Annotated in this window: 21 protein-coding genes and 5 tRNA genes; 10 read left to right on the top strand and 16 right to left on the bottom strand. The window is 70.0% G+C overall.

Annotated features, from left to right (window positions below; translation table 11 throughout):
- Positions 1-2 precede the first annotated feature (2 nt).
- Positions 3-206: a hypothetical protein gene (locus tag OHU35_RS30295; RefSeq protein ID WP_184598572.1), complete on the top strand. Its 204-nt coding sequence runs from the start codon at positions 3-5 to the stop codon at positions 204-206.
- A gap of 71 nt (positions 207-277) precedes the next feature.
- Here the strand turns inward: OHU35_RS30295 and OHU35_RS30290 are convergent, their stop codons facing one another.
- The 4 genes from OHU35_RS30290 to leuC all read right to left on the bottom strand — a co-directional run bounded on the left by OHU35_RS30290 (position 278) and on the right by leuC (position 3,594).
- Entirely contained in the window at positions 278-922 is a 645-nt protein-coding gene (locus OHU35_RS30290) for an HU family DNA-binding protein (RefSeq protein WP_189727937.1), read from the bottom strand.
- A gap of 136 nt (positions 923-1,058) precedes the next feature.
- Entirely contained in the window at positions 1,059-1,289 is a 231-nt protein-coding gene (locus OHU35_RS30285) for a hypothetical protein (RefSeq protein ID WP_189727935.1), read from the bottom strand.
- A gap of 277 nt (positions 1,290-1,566) precedes the next feature.
- Entirely contained in the window at positions 1,567-2,160 is a 594-nt protein-coding gene (leuD, locus tag OHU35_RS30280; RefSeq protein WP_189727933.1) for a 3-isopropylmalate dehydratase small subunit, read from the bottom strand.
- Between the two features lie 6 nt (positions 2,161-2,166).
- The gene (leuC, locus tag OHU35_RS30275) at positions 2,167-3,594 is read right to left on the bottom strand and encodes a 3-isopropylmalate dehydratase large subunit (RefSeq protein ID WP_189727931.1); all 1,428 of its coding nucleotides are present in this window, start codon (positions 3,592-3,594) and stop codon (positions 2,167-2,169) included.
- A gap of 196 nt (positions 3,595-3,790) precedes the next feature.
- Here leuC and ndgR point away from each other — a divergent pair, with 196 nt between their 5' ends.
- On the top strand, positions 3,791-4,507 hold the full coding sequence (ndgR, locus tag OHU35_RS30270) for an IclR family transcriptional regulator NdgR (protein WP_184598579.1): 717 nt from the start codon (positions 3,791-3,793) through the stop codon (positions 4,505-4,507).
- A gap of 123 nt (positions 4,508-4,630) precedes the next feature.
- Here ndgR and OHU35_RS30265 read toward each other — a convergent pair.
- The 10 genes from OHU35_RS30265 to OHU35_RS30220 form a co-directional block, all read right to left on the bottom strand.
- Positions 4,631-4,703, bottom strand: a tRNA-Glu gene (locus OHU35_RS30265).
- A 28-nt stretch (positions 4,704-4,731) separates the two neighbouring features.
- Positions 4,732-4,803 (bottom strand) — tRNA-Gln (locus OHU35_RS30260).
- A gap of 20 nt (positions 4,804-4,823) precedes the next feature.
- Positions 4,824-4,896, bottom strand: a tRNA-Glu gene (locus OHU35_RS30255).
- A 40-nt stretch (positions 4,897-4,936) separates the two neighbouring features.
- Positions 4,937-5,009, bottom strand: a tRNA-Glu gene (locus tag OHU35_RS30250).
- A 21-nt stretch (positions 5,010-5,030) separates the two neighbouring features.
- Positions 5,031-5,102, bottom strand: a tRNA-Gln gene (locus OHU35_RS30245).
- Between the two features lie 91 nt (positions 5,103-5,193).
- A complete protein-coding gene (locus OHU35_RS30240; protein WP_189727929.1) occupies positions 5,194-5,925 on the bottom strand; it encodes an HAD family hydrolase in 732 nt (243 codons plus the stop codon).
- A gap of 29 nt (positions 5,926-5,954) precedes the next feature.
- Complete coding sequence (locus tag OHU35_RS30235) at positions 5,955-8,171, bottom strand: FlgD immunoglobulin-like domain containing protein (protein WP_405507541.1); 2,217 nt, start codon at positions 8,169-8,171, stop codon at positions 5,955-5,957.
- 167 nt (positions 8,172-8,338) lie between these two features.
- The gene (gene gltX, locus OHU35_RS30230) at positions 8,339-9,823 is read right to left on the bottom strand and encodes a glutamate--tRNA ligase (RefSeq protein ID WP_359896463.1); all 1,485 of its coding nucleotides are present in this window, start codon (positions 9,821-9,823) and stop codon (positions 8,339-8,341) included.
- The gene (locus OHU35_RS30225; RefSeq protein WP_189727922.1) at positions 9,816-10,592 is read right to left on the bottom strand and encodes a fumarylacetoacetate hydrolase family protein; all 777 of its coding nucleotides are present in this window, start codon (positions 10,590-10,592) and stop codon (positions 9,816-9,818) included. Before OHU35_RS30225 ends, gltX begins: the two co-directional genes overlap by 8 nt.
- Positions 10,593-10,765: 173 nt before the next feature.
- Complete coding sequence (locus OHU35_RS30220) at positions 10,766-10,957, bottom strand: hypothetical protein (RefSeq protein WP_184598748.1); 192 nt, start codon at positions 10,955-10,957, stop codon at positions 10,766-10,768.
- 601 nt (positions 10,958-11,558) lie between these two features.
- On the opposite strand from OHU35_RS30220, the gene OHU35_RS30215 reads away from it, so the two are divergent.
- From OHU35_RS30215 to OHU35_RS30180, 8 genes are all read left to right on the top strand, one after another.
- On the top strand, positions 11,559-15,452 hold the full coding sequence (locus tag OHU35_RS30215) for a nitrate- and nitrite sensing domain-containing protein (RefSeq protein ID WP_405507538.1): 3,894 nt from the start codon (positions 11,559-11,561) through the stop codon (positions 15,450-15,452).
- A 9-nt stretch (positions 15,453-15,461) separates the two neighbouring features.
- Positions 15,462-15,875: a roadblock/LC7 domain-containing protein gene (locus tag OHU35_RS30210; RefSeq protein WP_030667329.1), complete on the top strand. Its 414-nt coding sequence runs from the start codon at positions 15,462-15,464 to the stop codon at positions 15,873-15,875.
- 111 nt (positions 15,876-15,986) lie between these two features.
- The gene (locus OHU35_RS30205; RefSeq protein ID WP_053668780.1) at positions 15,987-16,382 is read left to right on the top strand and encodes a DUF742 domain-containing protein; all 396 of its coding nucleotides are present in this window, start codon (positions 15,987-15,989) and stop codon (positions 16,380-16,382) included.
- Positions 16,363-16,938, top strand: coding sequence for an ATP/GTP-binding protein (locus OHU35_RS30200; protein ID WP_104781463.1), 576 nt, complete (start codon positions 16,363-16,365; stop codon positions 16,936-16,938). Before OHU35_RS30205 ends, OHU35_RS30200 begins: the two co-directional genes overlap by 20 nt.
- A 377-nt stretch (positions 16,939-17,315) precedes the next feature.
- A complete protein-coding gene (locus tag OHU35_RS30195) occupies positions 17,316-20,624 on the top strand; it encodes a nitrate- and nitrite sensing domain-containing protein (RefSeq protein ID WP_189727918.1) in 3,309 nt (1,102 codons plus the stop codon).
- A 10-nt stretch (positions 20,625-20,634) separates the two neighbouring features.
- Positions 20,635-21,048 (top strand): roadblock/LC7 domain-containing protein, encoded by a 414-nt coding sequence (locus OHU35_RS30190; RefSeq protein ID WP_003993185.1) that lies wholly within the window; start codon positions 20,635-20,637, stop codon positions 21,046-21,048.
- 94 nt (positions 21,049-21,142) lie between these two features.
- Positions 21,143-21,721 (top strand): DUF742 domain-containing protein, encoded by a 579-nt coding sequence (locus OHU35_RS30185; RefSeq protein WP_184598587.1) that lies wholly within the window; start codon positions 21,143-21,145, stop codon positions 21,719-21,721.
- Complete coding sequence (locus tag OHU35_RS30180; protein ID WP_009314218.1) at positions 21,702-22,283, top strand: ATP/GTP-binding protein; 582 nt, start codon at positions 21,702-21,704, stop codon at positions 22,281-22,283. The genes OHU35_RS30185 and OHU35_RS30180 overlap by 20 nt, the downstream gene beginning before the upstream one ends.
- A gap of 157 nt (positions 22,284-22,440) precedes the next feature.
- On the opposite strand, the gene OHU35_RS30175 is transcribed toward OHU35_RS30180, so the two are convergent.
- Entirely contained in the window at positions 22,441-22,635 is a 195-nt protein-coding gene (locus OHU35_RS30175) for an acyl-CoA carboxylase subunit epsilon (RefSeq protein WP_189727916.1), read from the bottom strand.
- A 35-nt stretch (positions 22,636-22,670) separates the two neighbouring features.
- Entirely contained in the window at positions 22,671-24,254 is a 1,584-nt protein-coding gene (locus OHU35_RS30170) for an acyl-CoA carboxylase subunit beta (RefSeq protein WP_184598588.1), read from the bottom strand.
- Positions 24,255-24,314: the final 60 nt, after the last annotated feature.

The following is a 24,314-nucleotide window of genomic DNA, read 5'->3' as shown; positions in this document are numbered from 1 at the left end:
CCATGCAGGCGACCGCGTACACGTACGACCCCGAAAGCCGCAGCGGGCAGGTGCTCCTGGACGACGGCACCCCGGTGCCCTTCGACGCGCCGGCGTTCGACGCGGGGGGTCTCAGGCTGCTGCGCCCGGGGCAGCGCGTGCGCATCGAGGTGGAAGGCGCGAAGGACGACCTCAGGATCACTCTCGTGACGCTGCAGACCCTCTGACCTCTGCTTGAACACGCCGCGGGCCGGACTCCATGCGGGAGTCCGGCCCGTCGCGTGAGTACCCGGCGCCCTTACTTCTTGCGGGCGGTGGTCTTCTTGGCGGTGGTCTTGCGCGCCGTCGACTTCTTGGCGGGCGCCTTCTTGGCCGTGGCCTTCTTCGCCGGGGCCTTCTTGGCGGTGGTCTTCTTCGCGGCGGTGCTCTTGGCGGTCGCCGTGGTCTTCTTGGCGGGCGCCTTCTTCGCCGTCGTCTTCTTCGCGGCCGCCGTCTTCGTGGTCGCCTTCTTCGCCGTCGTCTTCTTGGCGGTGGCCTTCTTCGCGGCGGCCTTCTTCGCGGTCGTCGCCTTCTTCGCGGCGGCCTTCTTGACCGTCGCGCCGGCACCGCCGGTCAGGCTGCCCTTCGGCGCCTTCTTGACCGAGACCTCGCCACCACGCGGCAGCTTCTTCGAGCCGCTGACCAGGTCCTTGAAGCCCTGACCCGCGCGGAAGCGCGGAACGGAGGTCTTCTTGACCCGAACCCGCTCGCCCGTCTGGGGGTTACGGGCGTACCGGGCCGGACGGTCGACCTTCTCGAACGATCCGAAGCCGGTGACGGAAACCCGCTCACCCGAGACGACCGCGCGGACGATGGCGTCCAGTACGTGGTCGACAGCATCGGCGGCCTGCTGGCGGCCGCCCATCTTGTCGGCAATCGCTTCTACGAGCTGCGCCTTGTTCACGTCTTCCCCTTCGGAGACATCGCCAGAACGAAAGTGTTCAAGCTTTTTCGCACGTTAGGCAGATATATACCGCAAATCAAACACGAAACGGGCTTCTCACCCTTGTGCCGCAACGAACTCGGCGGTGTCGTCCGGTTCAGCGTTCCTCGCCGGGGAGTCGCCCCTCGTCGAGGTCCACGGTGAACCGTTCCAGCCGCCTTCCCGCGTCGGCGAGATCGTGCTTGGCCGCGGCCGTAATGACCAGCAGCTTCCGGGTCAGCGCCATCCGTACGCCCTCCGGGACTTGCAGTGCGCGCACCCTTTGGTGCGCTTCCTTGAGTTGGCCCGCGACTGCCGCATAGAGCTCGAGTTGGCCGTCGTGTTCCATGCACAGATTGTGCCATCTGGGGCGAGTTGTCGCCTGCGCAGGGGACAACTGCCGCCGCAAACGGCCTTCCGGGCACGCGCGGAAGTCGCGGCTGTACACCTCGCGTACCCCGGCAACCACCGGCTTAACGTGGGAAGTTGAGCGTCGCCCTCCGGTCGGGCAGGGCCGTTCGGGTGCAGACACAGCTGTACCCCCGATCGGGCTGATCGGGGGTACAGAGGGGGTGTTGCGGTGGCCGAAAGTCGCCTTGTTCAGAGGCGGCGGATCGTGCTCCGGATCAGAGCTGGATCGTCTGCGGCTTGAACACGGGGCGCTTCGCCTCGTACGCGGCGATGTCCTCCTCGTTCCGGAGGGTGATCGAGATGTCGTCGAGGCCGTTCAGCAGCCGCCAGCGGGAGTTCTCGTCCAGCTCGAACGAGGCGGTGACGCCCTCGGCGCGCACCTCGCGGGCGACCAGGTCGACGGTGATCTCGGCCTGCGGGTCCTTCTCGGCGATCTCCATCAGCGAATCCACGATCTTCTGCTCCAGAACGACCGTGAGCAGGCCGTTCTTGAGCGAGTTGCCGCGGAAGATATCGGCGAAGCGGGAGGAGATCACGGCCTTGAAGCCGTAGTTCTGCAGCGCCCAGACGGCGTGCTCGCGGGAGGAGCCGGTACCGAAGTCGGGGCCGGCGACCAGAACGGTCGCGCCCTGCCGCTCGGGCTGGTTGAGCACGAACGAAGCGTCCTTGCGCCAGGCCTCGAACAGCCCGTCCTCGAACCCGTCGCGCGTGACCTTCTTGAGCCAGTGGGCGGGGATGATCTGGTCGGTGTCGACGTTGCTGCGGCGCAGCGGGACGGCCCGGCCGGTGTGGGTGGTGAAGGCTTCCATGACTGATCAGACTCCAGCGGGCGTACGGGTGTCGGCGGACAGGTCGGCCGGGGAGGCCAGGTGGCCCAGGACGGCGGTCGCGGCCGCGACCTGCGGCGACACCAGGTGCGTACGGCCGCCCTTGCCCTGCCGGCCCTCGAAGTTGCGGTTGGAGGTGGACGCGGAGCGCTCACCCGGGGCCAGCTGGTCGGGGTTCATGCCCAGGCACATCGAGCAGCCCGCGTGCCGCCATTCGGCGCCGGCGTCCTTGAAGACGACGTCCAGACCCTCGGAAACGGCCTGCAGACCGACCCGCGCGGAGCCCGGGACGACCAGCATCCGTACGCCGTCGGCGACTTTGCGGTCCTTGACGATCTCGGCCGCGGCGCGCAGGTCCTCGATGCGGCCGTTGGTGCAGGAGCCTACGAAGACGGTGTCCACCTTGATGGAGCGCAGCGGCTGACCCGCCTCCAACCCCATGTACTCCAGGGCCTTTTCGGCGGCGAAGCGCTCCGATGCGTCTTCGTACGAAGCAGGATCGGGGACGGACGCCGAAAGGGGTGCGCCCTGGCCGGGGTTGGTGCCCCAGGTGACGAACGGCGCCAGCTCGGTGGCGTCGATGACGACCTCGGCGTCGAACTCGGCGTCCTCGTCCGTCCTGAGCGTCTTCCAGTACTCGACGGCCGCGTCCCAGTCGGCGCCCTCGGGGGCGTGCGGGCGGCCCTGGAGGTACGCGAAGGTGGTCTCGTCCGGGGCGATCATGCCCGCGCGGGCACCGGCCTCGATCGACATGTTGCAGATGGTCATGCGGGACTCCATCGAGAGCTTCTCGATGGCCTCGCCGCGGTACTCCAGGACGTAGCCCTGGCCGCCGCCGGTGCCGATCTTCGCGATGATCGCCAGGATCAGGTCCTTGGCGGTGACACCGTCGGGCAGTTCGCCGTTGACCGTGATCGCCATGGTCTTGGGGCGGGACATCGGCAGCGTCTGGGTGGCCAGCACGTGCTCCACCTGGGAGGTGCCGATGCCGAACGCCAGCGCGCCGAAGGCGCCGTGCGTGGAGGTGTGCGAGTCACCGCAGACGACGGTGGTGCCGGGCTGGGTCAGGCCCAGCTGCGGGCCGACGACGTGCACGACGCCCTGCTCGACGTCGCCCAGCGGGTGCAGGCGCACGCCGAACTCGGCGGCGTTCTTGCGCAGCGTCTCCAGCTGGACCCGGGAGACCGGGTCGGCGATGGGCTTGTCGATGTCGAGGGTGGGGGTGTTGTGGTCCTCGGTGGCGATGGTGAGGTCGAGGCGCCGCACCTTGCGGCCGCTCTTACGGAGGCCGTCGAAGGCCTGCGGGCTGGTCACCTCGTGCAGCAGGTGCAGATCGATGAAGAGAAGGTCGGGCTCGCCCTCGGCGCGCCGGACGACATGGTCGTCCCAGACTTTCTCCGCGAGTGTCCTACCCATCGCTGTTCCCTCCGGCCGACGACGATCCGCCGGCCCAACTAGAGATCTTGAGGAGGCGGGCCCGCGCCCCTGGATTCCGCGCATCCGCCGCCAGGCCCGTACGTCACGGGCCGTTGTGACTTCGTGTCTTCCAGAGTGGCGGGTTCCACGGAAAATTGAACTTGCGTTTCACAGAGTGAGACGCGAGTATCGTTTCATGGACAACAGTAGCGGCGTCGGCGTTCTGGACAAGGCGGCTCTCGTCTTGAGCGCTCTGGAGTCCGGTCCGGCCACCCTCGCGGGCCTGGTCGGTGCCACCGGACTGGCACGACCCACGGCCCACCGCCTGGCCGTGGCCCTGGAACACCACCGCATGGTGGCGCGCGACATGCAGGGCCGTTTCATTCTCGGCCCCCGCCTGGCAGAACTCGCCGCGGCCGCGGGTGAGGACCGTCTCCTCGCCACCGCCGGCCCGGTGCTCACCCACGTCCGTGACATCACGGGCGAGAGCGCGCAGCTCTACCGCCGCCAGGGCGACATGCGTATCTGCGTCGCCGCGGCGGAGCGTCTGTCCGGACTCCGGGACACGGTCCCGGTCGGCTCGACGCTCACGATGAAGGCCGGCTCCTCGGCGCAGATCCTGCTGGCCTGGGAGGAGCCGGAGCGGCTGCACCGGGGGCTGCAAGGGGCCCGCTTCACGGCGACGGCCCTGTCGGGCGTACGGCGCCGGGGCTGGGCCCAGTCGATCGGCGAGCGCGAGCCGGGCGTCGCGTCCGTCTCCGCGCCGGTGCGGGGCCCGTCGAACCGTGTGGTGGCGGCCGTGTCGGTGTCCGGGCCGATCGAGCGGTTGACGCGGCATCCTGGGCGGATGCACGCGCAGGCTGTGATCGATGCGGCGGGACGCCTCTCCGAGGCGCTGCGACGCACTGGCTGAACCGACTGATCGCTTTCGGGGAGAGCAGGCCTCAACGCCGCGGCAGGCTTTCCCCAGCGAAACCGCACCGAGGGTTGGACACGAAGAAGGCCCCCCACCGAAGTGGAGGGCCTTTCTCTTATGTACCCCCGACCGGATTCGAACCGGCGCTACCGCCTTGAGAGGGCGGCGTGCTAGGCCGCTACACAACGGGGGCGTGGAGCCTGCGTTTCCGCAGGTCCGAGCTGGTCTACCTGGACTCGAACCAAGACTAACTGAACCAGAATCAGCCGTGCTGCCAATTACACCATAGACCAATGCGGTTTAGACCAGTCAGTACCCCCGACCGGATTCGAACCGGCGCTACCGCCTTGAGAGGGCGGCGTGCTAGGCCGCTACACAACGGGGGCCCTAGCAGTTCCGAGATGATCGTCGACCTTCGGAACCCTGTACCCCCGACCGGATTCGAACCGGCGCTACCGCCTTGAGAGGGCGGCGTGCTAGGCCGCTACACAACGGGGGCCTTGCAGATGAGCTCTGCGAGCTGGCCTACCTGGACTCGAACCAAGACTAACTGAACCAGAATCAGTCGTGCTGCCAATTACACCATAGGCCACTGGAACGCAAGCCCCCGAGAGGGTTCTTGTTCTAGTAGTGCGCCTGGGGTTCCTGCCTTCCGGCCCGCTCCCCGCGGCGCAGGAAGAACATTACCTGAAGGTGGACGGGGCTCCAAAACGACTATCCGGGCCGAGCAGTGAGGGCAGTTCGGCGAGGGAGGCGATGCGGTGCGGACCGACGGGTGGCTCGATCGTGGCGTACATGCCGCCGCGGTCGATCCACACCGACAGCAGCCCGGCGTCGGCGGCGCCCCGCCCGTCGATCTCCGGGTGGTCACCGACGTAGGCGACCTGGTGGGGCGGCAGATCGAGGGCCGTGCAGGCGGCGAGGAACGCGCCGGCCTCGGGCTTGGAGACGCCTAGCTCGGCGGCGCACAGGATGCTCTCGAAGCGGTCGTGGACGCCGAGGACGCGCAGTTTGTGGTCCTGGACGTGGATGCTGGAGTTGGAGAGCACGGCGTGTCGGTGGCTGGCGGCGAGGGCGTCGAGGACGGGCAGGACGTCAGGGAAGAGGGTCCAGACCTCCTCGTAGTGGGCGCGGTACCGCCGGAACCAGGCGTCGGCCTCGGCGTCGGTCAGGTCGCGGCCCAGGAACACCCGTACGCGGTCGCGCCGCTGGGCCTCGAAGGTGGCCTCCCCGGCCGCGAAGCGCGCCCATTGCAGGTCGGTGATCTCCCGCCAGCGGGCGAGGGCCTGGTCGACGGTGTCGTAGTCGTCGAGCAGGCCCTCGGCCGTCAGGTGGGCGCGCATGCCGAGGCGGTCGGCGGTGGTGTAGTCGAAGAGGGTGTCGTCGACATCCCAGACCACGGCTTGGATGCTCATGGTCCGACCGTACCCACCGCGCCCCGCGCTCAGCCCAGGGTCATCGTGCCGGAGAGCGTGAGGTCCGGCCCCTGGCCGTCGCGGGGGTGAGCGCTGAGCCTCCAGGTGTAGCCGCCGGACGGGGCCCCGGCGCCGGTGGCGGTGGTGCCGTCCCAGGCGGGGCGTACGGCGGCTCCGGTGGAGGTGCCGGTCAGGGTGCGGACGACGGTGCCGGAGGCCGTGGTCAGGGTCAGGGTCCAGGTGGACGGCTTGTTCAGCTGCCAGACCGGCGACCAGGGGAACGACCTGCCGATCACGGACGGCGAGTAGACCTGGGCCTCGGTCTGCGCGAGCGGTGAGGTGGGGACGCCGCTGGGGACGATCGACACCTCGCCGTACGTGCCGTTGAGGTAGGCGATGTGGCCGCCGAAGCGGTCGACGGCCCAGCGGCCGTTGCTGCCGCCGGTGTTCTGGTCCGTGGCCGGCAGCTTGACCAGGGTGCGGGTGGTCGCCGTGCCGGTGTGGAAGTCGGTGAGCAGCAGGTCGTGGGTGGTGCGGTTCTCGCGGAGCAGGAAGCCGTCGGCGAGGCGGGCCGGGCCGATGTCGGCCGGGACCGTGATCCTGCGGTTCGTGGCCCGGTCGTAGACGCCCGCGGAGCTGCCGCAGGACCAGTAGAGCCAGGTGTTGACGGCCTGGATGTCGGTGGGGGTGCACGGGGCGCCGGTGGCGAGGGTGGTGATCGTGCCGGTCTTGAGGTTGCGGCCGGTGACCGAGCCCTGGGTACTGCCCGGTGCCCACAGGGTCTGCCCCCAGACGGCGGCGGCGGTGCGGTCGCGGGTGAGGGTGGTCTCGCCGCCGGTCGCGGCACGCGGGAAGTCGACGAGCCGCTGCTTGCCGGAGGCGCCGTTGTAGAGCACGTAGCGGCCGGTGCCGGCGGCCAGGCGGCCGCCGGAGTCGCCGTCCGTGGGGCCGTTGAGGATGGTGCTGGTGTCGAGGCCGACACTGAGGACGGATTCCTGGCCCGTGTCGCTGGTCCACAGGTAGGCGACCCGGCCGTCGCCCAGGGCCTCGTGCTGGGGGCAGGCGGCGTCGCCGGTGAGGCAGGTGGACGCGTCCAGGCCGGGGCTGCGGCGGGTCTGGGGCCCGGCGGGCCGGCCGGTTGCGTCCAGCTGGAAGCCGCTGTAGCGGAGCGAGCCGCCCGGCGTGGCGCCGTAGAGGAACAACTCGCCGCCGGCGACGGCCAGTCCCTGCACTCCGGTCGAGGCCGCGGGGACCCGGGCCACCTTGGTGGTGGTGAGGCCGCCGCTGTCGGTGAGGGTGATCCGGTGGATGTCCCAGTCGAGGCTGGAGGGGCCCGCGGTGGCCAGTGCTCCGCCGTCCGGGGTCGGGCCGATGCCGCCGAAGGACGAGGTGAGCACGGTGCTCGAGGCGCCCGTGACCAGGGAGCGGGCGGTCAGCGCGGCCTCGGTGCCGCCCAGGACGAAGGTCGGGTTGCCGAGGAGCAGTTGGTCGCCCACGACGGCTTCGAGCTGGGCGTCGCTCCTGGTGAGGGGTGTGGGCTCGGTGCCGGGTTCGGCGTCCACGCGGATCGCCCTCCAGTCGGCGACCAGCCAGCGGTCGTTGAAGGCGAGCTGCGGGGTCGTCTCGGTGCTGGTCACGTACGTGCGGTAGGTGCCGTCCGTGAGGTCGACCAGTCCCACGGCCGTCCGGCCGTCCAGCGCGGAGACGATCGCGAGACGGCCGACCGAGCCGCCGGTGCGGTAGAGGACGGGCCGGGCGCCCGTGGGGAAGCCGGTGACCAGGGTGTCCGTGGTGGTGCCGTCGGCGGCGGCGCGCAGGACGTGCAGGGCGCCGGTGCCGTCCATGGTCAGCACGCTCCAGCCCGCGGCGGCCCGGTAGGCGTGACCTGAGGGGATCGTGACGGTGGCGGTGACGCCCGTGGAGCGGTGCTTCTGCGTGACCGTCTGGCCTGAGCGGGTGTTCACCACGTCGGTGCCGCTGGCCAGGTCGTCCGGGCCGGCGTGGGCGGGCGGGACCGCGTCGGGGTAGTCCACCGTGGTGACCGAGGTGGTTCCCTGCCGGTACTGGAAGCCGGAGGCGCCGGCCCACGGGTAGTCGACGGTCACGCGCTTCTCGGTGACGAGGCGCACGGTGCCCACCGGCGCTTCGGCGTCGGGTGCCGCCTGCGCGGGTGTGGTCAGCACGGTGCAGGACAGGGCCACCACCCCGCCGACGGCCGCGTGGACAAGTCTTCGTGAACGGCTCATGTTCTCCCCCGGTACCAGGGCGCACACGCACACCGTGTGCACAGGGGGCATCCAACGCCCCCGCAGGAGACAGGAGTTGGCCGGAAGGGTGAACTCCGGGTGACGGCTGGGCGGACACGACGAGGGCGGCGTCCGAAGCGGACGCCGCCCTCGTGGTGGGTGGTGCGTTACGCGGCCAGCTTCGCCAGCGCCGCGTCGATCCGGGCCAGGGTCTGCTCCTTGCCCAGGACCTCCAGGGACTCGAACAGCGGCAGGCCGACGGTGCGGCCGGTGACGGCGACACGGACGGGGGCCTGGGCCTTGCCGAGCTTGAGGCCGTGGGCCTCACCGGCGGCCAGGACGGCCTCCTTCAGCGACTCGGCGGAGGTCCAGTCGGCGGCCTCCAGCTTCTCGCGGGCGGTGCGCAGGAGGGCGTCCGAGCCTTCCTTCATGGCCTTGGTCCAGCTGGCCTCGTCCACCGCCGGCTCCGGCAGGAACAGGAAGTCGACGTTGTCGGTGATCTCGGAGAGCACCTTGAGGCGGGTCTGCGCGTGCGGCGCGATGGCCTGCCACTTCGCCTCGTCGAAGGCCTCCGGGGCCCAGGGGGCGAACGGGGCCCGGAGCCACGGGGCGCAGCGCTCCGTGAAGTCCTTCACGTCCAGCAGGCGGATGTGGTCGCTGTTGATGGCCTCGCACTTCTTCAGGTCGAAGCGGGCCGGGTTGGGGTTCACGTCGGAGATCTCGAACGCCGCGATCATCTCGTCGATCGAGAAGACGTCCTGGTCGGCCGAGAGGGACCAGCCGAGCAGGGAGAGGTAGTTGAGCAGGCCCTCGGGGAGAAAACCTCGCTCCCGGTAGAGGTTGAGGGACGACTGCGGGTCGCGCTTGGAGAGCTTCTTGTTGCCCTCGCCCATGACGTACGGCAGGTGGCCGAAGGACGGGACCTCCTTGGCGATGCCCAGCTCGGTCAGCGCCTTGTACAGGGCGATCTGCCGCGGCGTGGAGGAGAGCAGGTCCTCGCCGCGCAGGACGTGGGTGATCTCCATCAGGGCGTCGTCGACCGGGTTGACCAGCGTGTAGAGCGGGGCGCCGTTGGCGCGGACGATGCCGTAGTCCGGGACGTTCTCCGGGGTGAAGGTCAGCTCGCCGCGGACCAGGTCCGTGAAGGTGATGGTCTCGTCGGGCATCCGGAAGCGGACGATCGGCTCCCGGCCCTGGGCCTTGTACTCCTCGACCTGGGCGTCGGTCAGCTCGCGGCAGTGGCCGTCGTAGCCGGAGGGCTTGCCTGCGGCGCGGGCGGCCTCGCGGCGGGTGTCCAGCTCGTCCTGGGAGCAGTAGCAGCGGTAGGCGTGGCCGGCGTCGAGCAGCTTGGCCGCGACGTCCTTGTAGAGGTCCATGCGCTGCGACTGGCGGTACGGCGCGTGCGGGCCGCCGATCTCGGGGCCCTCGTCCCAGTCGAAGCCCAGCCAGCGCATCGAGTCGAGCAGCTGGGTGTACGACTCCTCGGAGTCGCGGGCCGCGTCGGTGTCCTCGATGCGGAAGACCAGCGTGCCCTGGTGGTGCTTGGCGAACGCCCAGTTGAACAGGGCGGTGCGGACCAGGCCCACGTGGGGGTTACCGGTGGGCGACGGACAGAAACGGACGCGTACGGGAGTGCCGGGTGCGCTAGCCACGCTTGACAACCTTGTTGGTGAGAGTGCCGATGCCTTCGATGGTGACGGCGACCTCGTCGCCGACGTTCAGGGGGCCGACCCCAGCCGGGGTGCCCGTGAGGATCACGTCGCCGGGGAGCAGCGTCATGGCCTCGGAGATGTTGACGATCAGGTCCTCGATGGAGTGGATCATCTCGCTCGTACGGCCCAGCTGGCGCTGCTGGCCGTTGACCGTGAGCTGGATGGTGAGGTCGGCCGGGTCCAGGTCCGTCTCCACCCAGGGGCCGAGCGGGCAGGAGCTGTCGAAGCCCTTGGCCCGGGCCCACTGCTTCTCGCGCCTCTGGACGTCGCGGGCGGTGATGTCGTTGGCGCAGGTGTACCCGAAGATCACGTCCCGGACGCGCTCGCGCGGGACCTCGCGGCACATCCGGCCGATGACCACGGCCAGCTCGGCCTCGTGGTGCACCTCCTCGGAGAAGGAGGGGTACTGGATGTCGTCGCCGGGGCCGATCACCGAGGTGGAGGGCTTGAAGAAGGCGAAGGGGGCGTCGGGGACCTCGTTGCCGAGTTCCCTGGCGTGCTCGGCGTAGTTGCGGCCGAAGGCCACGACCTTGTTGGGGAGCACCGGCGGCAGCAGCCTGACCTTGCTCACCGGCACCTTCGTACCGGAGAGTTCGAAGTCCGCGAACGGGATGCCCTTGATGATGTCCAGGACGAGCTCGTCCTGCTTTTCGCCCTCGATGGCGCCGAAGGCGACGTTCCCGTCGATGGAGAATCTGGCGATGCGCACGGGATGCTTGGCCCCTTGACTGAAGCGGCTGGAGTCTGACGCTCCAGGCTAACGCGGGCGGGTGTCCGCGCCGTGCTCATGATGAAGGGCGCCCCCCGCTGTCGGAGGGCGCCCTCGATGTTCGTGTCCTGCCGCCTTGAGCAGTCGGCGGCCGGTGCGCGTACTACCTGGTGTCACACCGCGGCCGCGGCGGCCGCGACGGGGACCTCGGTGAGGATGGTGCGCTTGGGGTTGGCGGTCTGGGCGGGGAGTTCGACGCGGTGCTCCGGCTGCTCCGGCGTCTGCAGTTCGTCGGCGTCGTCCAAGTGAGCCAGCGTCGTGCGTCGCGGGTTGGCGATCTTGTGGAACATCGTCGTCGTCTTCACTGTTTACTTGCACCCTGTCCTGTGACGGCGCCGGGCGGGTCCATGGACCTCGCGCCGGGCGCGGGTTGTCGGTTTTGCCATCTCTGTAAAGCGTCAGGCTAAACATGGGATTCCCGGCGCAATCGCGGACGGACCATGATCAGCATGTGAGTTTTCTCACGAATCAGAGGGCGAATCGGTCAATCGGGACTCATGCCCCACCCCCACGAAACGGATATAAACCCCCTGAAGCCATCATTCCGCTCCTGATCATGGCGACTGGGACACCCGTCACGACTTGACGACTCGCGGGCTTACGTCCGAAATGGGCGAACTCACTTTCTACGTCCGGTGATCCGGCCCTCACGTGGTGTCACCTATGTCACGGCTCGACCTACGGGCCTTGTTGGAGATCCTGTGCTGTGCTGGAATCTCACGGACCGCCGCAGGATCGAGCCGGCGCACAGGGGGCGCACAGACGCGCCGAGCGGCGGCGAGAAGGGGGAGCCAGCGCCGGTCACTCACGACCACCACGGGGGCGTACTCAGGGCGTCCCCAGAACGCCGACACCGTGCCCCGCCGCTCACGCGACGGGGTGCCTGGTCCAGAGGTTGCGACGCTAGTGCAGGGACGTTTCAAGAGGGATGGCAGCGCTTCGGCGGAGCCGGAGCCGCACGGCGGGACTGGCCCTATGAAGGGTGGCCCCGCGCCCCAGCACGCCCAGAACCCGGGCTCGGCCGGCGACGGCGGTGAGCGCTCCGGGCGGTCCGGTACATCGGCCCCCTCGGGGGCCGCCGCGAGCCCGCCCCCGGCGCTGAAGGCGCCGACGGGCCCCACCGGCCCCGGCCCGCGAATAGCCCTGCGCAACTGGCGCATCTCCACCCGACTGGTCTCGCTGCTCGCCCTCCCGGTGGTCGCGGCCACCTCGCTGGGCGCGCTGCGTATCAACCAGTCCATGGACGACATCCAGCAGCTCGACAACATGAAGCTGCTGACGGACATGACCAAGCAGGCCACCGAGCTGTCGGCGGCGCTCCAGGAGGAGCGCGACCAGTCGGCCGGCCCGCTCGCGCACGGCGGCAAGGCGACCGACTTCACGGTCAAGGGTCTGCGTGAGAAGACCGACCGGGCGATGAAGAACTTCCTCGACAGTTCCGAGGAGATCGACAGCGCCAGCAAGGAAGGCAACCTCAAGGGCGTCCGCGAGTACCTCATCCAGCTCGCCGGCGAGCTGGGCGACCTGGCGCAGATCCGCAAGAGCGCCTACGCCTCCGAGGGCAACTCCACGCAGACGATCGAGGCGTACCACCGTCTGATCGAGAACCTGGTCGACCTCTCCCAGGACATGGCCGAGGCGACCAGCAACCCGGACATGATCCAGCGCACCCGCGCCCTGGCGGCCTTCTCCTCCGCCAAGGAGTACTCCTCGATCCAGCGCGCGGCCCTCGCGGCGGCGCTGCCCGCGAGCAACACCACGACCGGCAAGCTCTCGCCGAACGACCGGCTCTACGCCGAGTCCTCCCTGGAGAGCCAGAAGTCCGAGATCCGCAGCTTCAAGAGCATCTACGGCGAGGACGCCGCCGCCGAGCTGCTGAAGCCGATCGAGGACGGCGGCAACAGCACGATCAAGGCCACCGACACCTACGCGGGCCGTGCCCTGGTCTCCGCGAGCGGTCTCGCCCAGCAGGACAAGCGGTCCTACCGCGACTGGCTGGACGACAGCTCCACCAAGATCCAGCAGATGAAGAACATCGAGCACACGCTGCTCGAGGAGATGGAACAGAAGGCCCGCGAGCTGCGCAGCGCCACCGAGCGCGACGCGATCATCTCCGGTGCGCTGATCCTGATCGTGCTCGGTGTGTCACTGGTCGGCGCCTTCGTCGTCGCCCGCTCCATGATCCGCTCGCTGCGCCGCCTGGAGGAGACCGCGACCAAGGTCGCCTCCGACCGGCTGCCCGAGCTGGTCAAGCAGCTGTCCGAGTCCGACCCGCAGGACGTCGACACGTCCGTGGAGTCGGTCGGTGTGCACTCCCGGGACGAGATCGGCCGGGTGGCCGCGGCCTTCGACGACGTGCACCGCGAGGCGGTCCGCCTCGCCGCCGAGCAGGCCCTGCTGCGGGGCAACGTCAACGCGATGTTCACCAACCTCTCGCGTCGCTCCCAGGGTCTGATCCAGCGCCAGCTGTCGCTGATCTCCGAGCTGGAGTCCCGCGAGGCCGACCCGGACCAGCTGTCCTCCCTCTTCAAGCTCGACCACCTCGCGACGCGTATGCGCCGTAACGGTGAGAACCTCCTCGTCCTCGCGGGTGAGGAGCCCGGCCGCCGCTGGACCCGCCCGGTCCCGCTGGTCGACGTGCTCCGCGCCGCCGCCTCCGAGGTGGAGCAGTACGAGCGCATCGAGCTGGCCGCCGTGCCGACCACCGAAGTGGCCGGCCGGGTCGTCAACGACCTCGTGCACCTGCTCGCCGAGCTGCTGGAGAACGCGACCTCGTTCTCCTCGCCGCAGACCAAGGTCAAGGTCACCGGTCACGCGCTGCCCGACGGCCGGGTGCTGATCGAGATCCACGACACCGGTATCGGTCTGTCGCCGGAGGACCTGGCCGCGATCAACGAGCGGCTCGCCTCTCCCCCGACGGTGGACGTCTCCGTCTCCCGCCGCATGGGTCTGTTCGTGGTCGGCCGTCTGTCGCAGCGGCACGGCATCCGCATCCAGCTGCGCCCGTCCGACTCCGGTGGTACGACCGCGCTGGTCATGCTGCCCGTCGATGTCGCCCAGGGCGGCAGGAAGCCCCAGCCCAAGCAGCCCGGCCAGCCGCCGCTCGGTGGCGGCGGTCCGGCCGCCGCGCAGGCCGCCGCCGGTGTGGCCGCGGCCCGGCGTGGCGCCGGTGCCGGCCAGGGCGGCGGCGCACTCGGGGCGGGCCCCTCCGGTGGCGGTGCCTTCGGTGCCGGTGCGTCCGGCGGGGGCCGGCTCGGTCCGGGCCAGAGCCCGCGGGCCGCGCTGCCCGGGCGGGACGCGGACGGTGGCCGTCCGGGAGCGCCGGGCGGAGCGCGCGGACCCCAGGGTTCCGAGAAGTCCCCGTCGTTGTTCGACCAGGGTGCTCCCTCCGCGCCCCAGCAGGGCCGTCCGGCTCCGGCCGGTGCCGGGTACGGGCAGGCCCCGGGTGCCCCGCAGGGCCTGCAGGCCGCGGGCACGAACGGGCCGCAGGGCCAGGACGCCTTCGGTGGCGGCCGTGGCCAGCAGCGCCCGGGCGGCAACGCCGAGCAGGGCCAGGGCCGTCGGCCGCAGCTGCCGCCGCGCGGCGGTCCGCGGGCCGAGCTGCCCGGTGGCGACCCGCAGCCGCGTGTGCCGAGCTGGAGCGACGAGAACGCCCAGCCGCCGGTGCCCCGTGCCGCGCTGGACACCCCGCGTGGTCACGAGGAGCCGGACGTCTCCCGTACGTCCCAGATGCCGCGGATCGACGACCGCCAGGGCCCGGGCGCGACGGCGGAACTCCCGGCCGTGCCGCGTGACGACGACCGGCAGGGCCCCGGCTCGCCGGCCGACTTCGGCATGGGCGGCCCCCAGCACTCGGACCAGTTCGCCTCCGGCACGAACGGATCGCAGGACCCGGGTCAGTTCGTCCGCCCGGACGTCTTCGGCTCCCCGGCCGGCCGCCGCGACCCGTCCTCCACGACGGGCCAGTACCCGGCCCCGCAGGCCCCGCAGTCCTACGACAACGGCTCCACGGGCCAGTACCCGGCACAGCGCCAGGACAACGGCGGCAGCCAGTACCCCGCGCCGCGCCAGGACAACGGGTCGACCGGCCAGTACCCGGCGCAGCACCAGGACAACGGCAGCACCGGCCAGTACCCGGCACCCCGCCAGGACAACGGCTCCGGCCGGCCCACCCTTCCGGGTCCGGCCACCCCGGCCGACCCCGGTGGCACGGGCCAGTTCGAGCGGCCGCAGGTCAACGGCGGCCGGGGCGGGTCCGACTTCGGCGCACCGCGGCCCCCTGCCCCGCAGGCCCGGCCCGCCCGGCAGGAGCCCGAGGCCCTGCCGCCGGCGTCCGGTCCGGGCGACGGGCGTACGCCGCTGTACGACACACTGGAGACCAACTGGTTCCACGGCCAGCACGGCCAACAGGAACAGCAGGAGCAGCAGCCGCAGAACAACGGCTCGGCTCCGGCCCCGCAGCAGCCGCAGGGACCCACCGGTCCGCAGCGGTCGTCCGCACCCGCCGGCTGGCGCAGTTCGCCGAACGACGATCTCGGCCGCCAGGCCGAGCGCGTCCGCCAGCCCGCCGCCGGCGGTGTCACCACCTCCGGCCTGCCTCGCCGGGTACCCCGCGCGAACCTCGTCGCGGGCACGGCGCAGCAACAACCGCAGCAGCAGAGTGGTCCGCAGATCTCACGGGCTCCCGATGATGTACGGGGCCGGCTGACCAATCTCCGTCGCGGTATCGCACAGGGTCGTCAGGCCGGGTCCACCCAGACCGGCAGCTTCCCTCGACCCTCTCACCAGCAGGAGCGTTAGTTGAGTCCGATGAGCCAGGCGGCACAGAACCTCAACTGGTTGATCACCAACTTCGTGGACAACACCCCCGGGGTGTCCCACACCGTCGTCGTGTCCGCCGACGGTCTCCTCCTGGCGATGTCGGAGGGCTTCCCGCGTGACCGCGCGGACCAGCTCGCGGCCGTCGCCTCGGGCCTGACGTCCCTGACGGCAGGCGCCTCCCGGATCTTCGAGGGAGGCGACGTCGCGCAGACGGTCGTGGAGATGGAGCGGGGGTTCCTTTTCCTGATGTCCGTCTCGGACGGCTCGTCGCTGGCCGTGCTGGCACACCCCGATTGCGACATCGGCCTCGTCGGCTACGAGATGGCGCTCCTGGTCGACCGCGCGGGCGCGGTCCTCACCCCCGACCTGCGAGCTGAGCTCCAAGGCAGTCTGCTCCACTGAACGGCCCCGGCACCACCCGTCTCACCACATCACCGTCCGGCTGCCACACACCCCACACAGGCCCCGTCAGACGGCTCGACTGACCGACTTGCTGTCCCGCCCGGAGGACCCATGACCCCGCCCCCCGCCTCTCATGATCCGTACGCGGAGCCGTACGAGGATGAGGGCGACCAGCCGCTGGTACGGCCTTACGCCATGACCGGCGGCCGGACGCGGCCGCGCTACCAGCTGGCCATCGAGGCTCTGATCAGCACGACCGCGGACCCCGCGGCACTCATGGGGCTGCTGCCGGAGCACCAGCGCATCTGCCACCTGTGCCGTGAGGTGAAGTCGGTGGCCGAGGTCTCGGCGCTGCTCAACATGCCGCTGGGTGTGGCCAGGATCCTCGTCGCGGACCTCGCGGAGGCCGGTCTCGTCGCGATCCACCAGCCGGGCGGCGACGACGCCACCGGTGCACCGGACGTGACACTGCTCGAAAGGGTGCTCAGTGGACTTCGCAAGCTCTGACGCGGGTCGTTCCACCACGTCCGCGAAGATCGTGGTGGCGGGCGGCTTCGGCGTGGGCAAGACCACGTTCGTCGGTGCCGTCTCGGAGATCAACCCGCTGCGCACGGAGGCCGTGATGACCTCCGCCAGCGCGGGGATCGACGACCTGACCCACACCGGGGACAAGACCACCACCACGGTGGCCATGGACTTCGGCCGTATCACCCTGGACCAGGACCTGATCCTGTACCTGTTCGGTACGCCCGGCCAGGACCGCTTCTGGTTCATGTGGGACGACCTGGTGCGCGGCGCTATCGGCGCGGTGGTCCTGGTGGACACCCGCCGGCTGGCCGACTGCTTCCCGGCCGTCGACTACTTCGAGAACAGCGGCCTGCCCTTCGTCGTCGCGCTGAACGGCTTCGACGGCCAGCAGCCCTACCAGCCCGAGGAGGTGCGCGAGGCGTTGCAGATCGGGCCGGACACCCCGATCATCACGACGGACGCCCGCCACCGGGCCGATGCGAAGAGTGCCCTGATCACGCTGGTCGAGCACGCTTTGATGGCACGGCTGAGGTAGCACCCAATTCGAGAACGCCATACGGCAGTTGTCGTAGATGCACCGGAGCCGACTGTGTCCTTTGACACGGTCGGCCAAGGTGTTCATAACGTTTCGGCAGAGGAATCGGGTGGTACGGCCACGCGTCGCGCACATCCGGTCTCGCTGCGCGCACAATCGCCCCGCCTTTTGGCGGGGCTCGCTCTTTATGACCGTTTTATCTGGGGCTTACATCACTCCGAATCAGCGCCCCGGACTGTTTGGAAGAGCGCAGGTCGTCGTGCTGGAATGCCTGAACTGCCCAATAGTCAACGACGTACTCGTCCGTCGATGGCGTGCTGGGCGCTGAGACACTGCGGCACAACGTTGGTGCCGACCGCCGAGAGGTTGTTGGTCGAGTGAGGCGAAGCAAGAACAGTCCCGAGCCGTCGGCCCGGGGCAACTTCACCCCGCCGCCGCGCACAGCGGCGCCCGCCCCCGTGCCCGGTTCGGAGCCGACGGCCGCGCCTGCCGAGAGCAGCGGCCGTCTCTCCCCGCGCAACTGGCGCGTGGCGACCAGGCTCAACGCGATCCTGCTCATACCCGTGCTGGTCGGCCTCGTCATGGGCGGCTTCCAGGTGAAGAGCTCGATCGACACCTGGCAGGAGGCCGAGGACGCGCAGAACACCGCGCGTCTGGTGCGGGCCTCCCTGCTGTACGCCAACGCCCTCTACAACGAGCGCGACACCTCGGCGGCGCCCCTGCTGAAGGGCAGCGCCCAGACGGCCCAGGACAAGGCGACCGTCACCCAGGTCCGCAAGGACACCGACGAGGCCGCCGACGCCTTCGACGCCGCAGCCCAGAACATGCCGGCCAAGCCCGGCCTCGAGCGCCGTCTGAAGCTGTTCCGCCAGGCGGAGCCGAAGCTGCAAACGCTGCGCCAGGTCGCGTACACCTCCAAGCTCAAGGGTGTGCAGACCGAGGAGGGCTACGTCGAGGTCGCCCACCCGCTGACGGAGTTCGCCAACGAGCTGGGCCTGGGCACCGGAAACATCACCAGCTACGGCCGGACCGTGTACGCCATCGAGCTCACCAAGGCGGCCCTGTCGCTGCAGCGCTCGATCGGCATGCACATCCTGATCAAGCCGGGCCCGGACGACGGCAACCTGGCCAGCCAGCGCATCGCCCTGTCCTCGTACGCCTACCTCGAGCGCATCGCCGTCGAGGAGTACATCGGCGGCGGTACCGAGCAGGACGCTGCCAAGCTCGAGGCCGCCGAGGCCAAGATGAAGACGGACGGCGCCGCGATGGCCCGGGAGGCCAAGGCCAAGAACCCGGACTACGTCCCGCCGCCGGCCAACCCGACGACGATGGTCTCGGCCGTCGCGACGCTCCCGAGCACCGACCCGAGCGCCCGCGCCGCACTCGGCGAGAAGGGCGTCACCGCCGAGAACTGGTGGGCGGTCAACACGCTCAAGTTCAACGCGTACGAGAAGATCGAGGCGGACATGGCCGACAAGGCCGTGAGCGAAGCCTCCGACATCGCCGACGACGCCCAGCGTGACGCCTACATCACCGGTGCCGCCGTCGTGGTCGCCCTGCTCCTCGCCTTCATCCTGGCCGGCGCGGTGGCCCGCCAGATGAGCCGCTCGATGCGCCAGCTGCGCAACGCCGCCTTCGGCATCGCCGAGCAGCGTCTGCCGATGCTGGTCGACCAGCTCTCGCGCACCGACCCGGGCCGCGTCGACACCCGTGTCCAGGCCATCCCGATCACCACCACCGACGAGATCGGCGAAGTCGCCCGCGCCTTCGACCAGGTCCACCGCGAGGCCGTCCGGCTCGCCGCCGAGCAGGCCCTGCTGCGGGGCAACATCAACGCGATCTTCACCAACCTGTCGCGCCGCAACCAGTCGCTGATCGAGGGCCAGCTGACCCTGATCACCGACCTGGAGAACAACGAGGCCGACCCGGACCAGCTGGAGAACCTCTTCCGCCTGGACCACCTCGCGACCCGTATGCGCCGCAACGGCGAGAACCTCCTGGTCCTCGCCGGCGAGGAGCCCGGCCGCCGCTGGGACCAGCCGGTGCCGCTGGTCGACGTGCTGCGCGCCGCCTCCTCCGAGGTGGAGCAGTACGAGCGCATCGAGCTGTCCGGTGTCCCGGAGGCCGAGATCCACGGCCGGGCCGTGACCGACCTCGTGCACCTGCTCGCCGAGCTGCTGGAGAACGCCACGACGTTCTCCTCCCCGCAGACCAAGGTTCGCGTGACCGCAACCCGTCTCCCCGACGGTCGGGTCATGATCGAGATCCACGACAAGGGCATCGGCCTCACCGCCGAGGACTTCGCGGACATCAACCACAAGCTGGCCAACCCGCCGACCGTGGACGCCGCGATCTCGCAGCGCATGGGCCTCTTCGTGGTCGGCCGGCTGTCCGACCGGCACGGCATCCGCGTCCAGCTGCGCCCCTCGGGCGAGCAGGCCGGTACAACCTCGCTGGTCATGCTGCCCGACGCGATCACCCACGGTGGTGGCGGCGAGCAGCACGTGGACCGCGACGAGTTCACCGTCTCGCAGATCATCCCGGAGCAGAACTACCCGGGCGAGAACTTCAGCCAGCCCATGCGCACGGCAGCGGAGCTCGGCTTCGACGACAGCCGTTACTCCGAGGTCCCCGACGACATACGTGAGCTGGACCCCGTCGGCCGCTCCCTGATGCGCGAGGAGCGCAGGGCGGCCCTGGAGGCCCAGTCCCACGAGCAGCCCGCCCTGCCCGGGCGGAACCCGCAGGACCCCGACGAGGGGCACGGGTACCCCGAGGAGTTCAACGGGCAGCAGGGCTACGACACCGGCCAGGCCTACGACACGGGCCGGACCGGCTACCCCCAGCAGCAGCCCTCCGCGTACGACCGTCAGGCGACGTACGAGGACCAGCAGGCGCAGTACGAGGAGCAGCGGCACACGGCGTACGAGGAGCCGCAGCGCCCTGCGTACGACGAGCAGTACTACGCGCCCAACGGCGGCCTGCCGCAGAACGACACCTTCTCGCCGAACGGCGGCTACCCGGAGCCCTCCTATGCGGAGCCGGCTCGGGAGGAGCCCCCGGCGCAGGGTGCGGGCGGGCAGGGCGGTTTCGCCGCGTTCGAGCAACGGCGTCACCAGGACGACTGGCCGCAGCAGGACGGTTACCAGAACGGCTACCCGAGCCAGTACCCTTCTCAGGCCCAGGAAACGGAATCTGCGCAGGCCGCTGACGCAAGTGAGCAGGACCGCGTAGGCTTCGACCGTCCGGGACCGGCCCACTCCGCCGCCCCCTCGATGACCGACGCGGGGCTTCCCCGCCGCGGATCCACTGCGAGCGGTGCGAACGGCACGGGCGGCGCGCGGCACGTGGGCCAGGAGCCTCCGGCCTCCGCCCCGGAGAGCAATGGCGACAGCGACTGGCGCTCGGCGAACGACGAGCGGTGGCAGCAGGCTTCGCAGCTCCGGAAGCCCAGGGCGGGCGGGGTCACCTCCTCCGGCCTGCCGAGGCGGGTACCCAAGGCCAACCTGATCGAGGGTGCCGCCGAGAGCACCCACCAGGGAGGCCCCCAGGTCTCCCGCGCCCCGGAGGACGTCCGGGGCAGGCTGAGCAACCTGCGTCGCGGCGTGGAACGCGGACGCAACGCAGGCAGTGAAACGAACGGCCAGGGCTTCGGTCCTGACAGCACCTACAACCAGGAGCGTTAGTGTGAGCCCGATGAGCCAGGCGGCACAGAACCTGAACTGGTTGATCACCAACTTCGTGGACAACACCCCGGGGGTGTCCCACACGGTGGTGGTCTCCGCCGACGGACTCCTTCTGGCTATGTCCGAAGGCTTCCCCCGCGACCGCGCCGACCAGCTCGCGGCCGTCGCTTCCGGTCTGACGTCCCTGACGGCAGGCGCCTCCCGGATCTTCGAGGGAGGCGCTGTGAACCAGACGGTTGTGGAGATGGAGCGGGGATTCCTCTTCATCATGTCCGTATCCGACGGCTCGTCGCTCGCGGTTCTCGCACATCCCGAGGCGGACATCGGTCTCATCGGGTACGAGATGGCACTGCTGGTCGACCGAGCCGGTACGGTCCTGACACCGGACCTTCGTGCGGAGCTCCAGGGGAGCCTGCTCAACTAACAGACGGACGGTGCGTTTTGGCGTCCCGTGGCCGTAAAGTTTCGGGACGCGGCTCCACAGCGATGGGTGCCAGGCACAGTCGGAGGAGGAGAAAGTGGCAACACCCCCAGGCGGTTCGTCTTCGGGCAACTGGTCGTACGGCCCTGCACAGGGCCAGAACGACGGTGCCCAGAACCCGAACCGTTACAACTTCCCCTCCACACCGAGCCACCGGCAGCCGTACGCGCCGCAGGGCCCCGGCCCGTCGCCGTACGACCAGCCACCGGCCCCGCGTATCCAGCCCGTGCAGCCGCAGCGCCGCACCCCCGAGCCGGCGCCCGCCGGGGCGTCGAACAACCCGCTGGTGCGTCCGTACGCCATGACCGGTGGCCGGACCCGCCCGCGCTACCAGCTCGCCATCGAGGCGCTGGTGCACACCACTGCGCAGCCGCACCAGATGCAGGGCCAGCTGCCCGAGCATCAGCGGATCTGCAACCTCTGCCGGGAAATCAAGTCGGTCGCCGAGATCTCGGCGCTCCTCACGATCCCTCTCGGCGTGGCCAGGATCCTCGTCGCCGACTTGGCGGAGGCGGGACTGGTCGCCATCCATCAGCCCGGCGGCGACGAGAACGCCGGCGGCCAGCCAGACGTGACACTGCTCGAAAGGGTGCTCAGTGGACTTCGCAAGCTCTAGCGGCGGTCCTTCCCGCTCCACCACCTCAGCGAAGATCGTGGTGGCGGGTGGCTTCGGCGTGGGCAAGACCACGTTCGTCGGGGCCGTCTCGGAGATCAACCCGCTGCGTACCGAGGCCGTCATGACGTCCGCTTCGGCGGGCATCGACGATCTCACCCACACCGGGGACAAGACGACCACCACGGTCGCCATGGACTTCGGCCGTATCACCCTGGACCAGGACCTGATCCTGTACCTCTTCGGTACGCCCGGCCAGGACCGCTTCTGGTTCATGTGGGACGACCTGGTCCGCGGCGCCATCGGCGCGATCGTCCTGGTGGACACGCGGCGTCTGGCCGACTGCTTCCCGGCCGTCGACTACTTCGAGAACTCGGGTCTTCCCTTCGTCATCGCCCTCAACGGCTTCGACGGGCAGCAGCCGTACAACCCGGACGAGGTGCGTGAGGCTCTGCAGATCGGGCCTGACACGCCGATCATCACGACGGACGCGCGGCATCGGGCGGATGCGAAGTCGGCGTTGATCACGCTGGTCGAGCACGCGTTGATGGCACGGCTGCGTTAACTTCTTGCTGTAGGACAGCCCCCGGCGGCCAATGGGCTGCCGGGGGCTGTTGCGTTGCCGGGTGCGGGTTGTGGGGGGCTTGTCGCGCAGTTCCCCGCGCCCCCGAGCACAAAGAGGCCCCTCCGATTTCGGAGGGGCCTCTTTGTGCTTGTCTCAGTCAGCGCCAGCTGTGCGGGGCTCGGAAGCCCGGCTCGCGCTCCAGGCGGCGCCAGCCGGCCTTGATGCGGCCGCGGTGCGTCGGGGTGGGGTCGGCGGGGCGGGCGGCGGCGCGGGCCAGGAGGATCGCCGTGATGGCGGCGACTTCCTCGGGCTCGGCGTGGCCCTTCTCGACGCGGATGTCAGGGGTGTCCATGGGTGTCAGTCTCCGTGAGAGAGATGTCCGCGGGGTTACTGCGGAGGGTTGCCGTGCTTGCGGGAAGGCAGGTCGGCGTGCTTGGTCTGGAGCATCGCGAGGGACTTGATCAGGACCTCGCGGGTCTCGGCGGGGTCGATGACGTCGTCGACCAGGCCGCGCTCCGCCGCGTAGTACGGATGCATCAGCTCGGACTTGTACTCCTTGACCATGCGGGCTCGCATGGCCTCGGGGTCCTCGGCCTCGGCGATCTGGCGGCGGAAGATGACGTTGGCCGCGCCCTCCGCGCCCATGACGGCGATCTCGTTCGTCGGCCAGGCGTAGGTGAGGTCCGCACCGATGGACTGGCTGTCCATGACGATGTACGCACCTCCGTAGGCCTTGCGCAGGATCAGCGAGATCCTCGGCACGGTCGCGTTGCAGTAGGCGTAGAGCAGCTTCGCGCCGTGGCGGATGATCCCACCGTGCTCCTGGTCGACGCCGGGCAGGAACCCGGGTACGTCCAGAAGAGTGACGATCGGGATGTTGAAGGCGTCGCACATCTGGACGAAGCGGGCCGCCTTCTCGGATGCCTCGATGTCCAGGACACCGGCGAGCGCCTGCGGCTGGTTGGCGACGATGCCGACGACCTGGCCGTCCATCCGGCCCAGCGCGCAGATGATGTTCCGCGCCCAGCGCTCGTGGACCTCCAGGTAGTCGCCGTCGTCGACGATCTCCTCGATGACCTTGGCCATGTCGTACGGCCGGTTGCCGTCCGCCGGGACCAGGTCCAGCAGGACGTCCGAGCGGCGGTCCACCGCGTCCGTGGCCTCCGCGCGGGGCGGGTTCTCGCGGTTGTTCTGCGGGAGCATCGACAGGAGGTAGCGCACCTCCGCGATGCAGGTCTCCTCGTCGTCGTACGCGAAGTGGCAGACACCGCTGGTCTCCGCGTGCACGTCGGCGCCGCCGAGGCCGTTCTGGGTGATCTCCTCGCCGGTGACCGCCTTGACGACGTCCGGGCCGGTGATGAACATCTGCGAGGTCTCGCGGACCATGAACACGAAGTCCGTCAGGGCGGGGCTGTACGCCGCGCCGCCCGCGCAGGGGCCGAGCATCACCGAGATCTGCGGGATCACGCCCGAGGCCTTGGTGTTGCGCTGGAAGATGCCGCCGTAGCCGGCGAGGGCGGAGACGCCCTCCTGGATACGGGCGCCGGCGCCGTCGTTCAGGGAGACCAGAGGAGCCCCGGCCGCGATGGCCATGTCCATGATCTTGTGGATCTTCGTGGCGTGGGCCTCGCCCAGCGCGCCGCCGAAGACCCGGAAGTCATGGGCGTAGACGAAGACCGTCCGGCCCTCCACCGTCCCCCAGCCGGTGATCACACCGTCGGTGTACGGCTTCTTGGCCTCCAGGCCGAAGCCCGTGGCCCGGTGCCGGCGGAGCTGCTCGACCTCGCGGAAGGAATCCGGGTCGAGGAGCAGCTCGATGCGCTCCCGCGCGGTCAGCTTGCCCTTGGCGTGCTGCGCCTTGGTCGCCTTCTCGCTCGGTCCGGCCACCGCCTGCGCACGGATCTCGTGCAGTTCGGCCACGCGTCCGCGCGCGTCGGTCGGCTCACCCGGCGCCTCATCCAAAACGGTCATGTAGCGACCTTACGAAGCGAACCCCGGAAAGCGGGCCGTCGACTCCTCACAGTCTCCGGC

Source organism: Streptomyces purpurascens, from assembly GCF_045040895.1.
Classification (GTDB): Bacteria; Actinomycetota; Actinomycetes; order Streptomycetales; family Streptomycetaceae; genus Streptomyces; species Streptomyces purpurascens.
The sequence above is the reverse complement of the archived record's forward strand: the minus strand, read 5'-3'. Positions and strand labels throughout refer to the sequence as shown.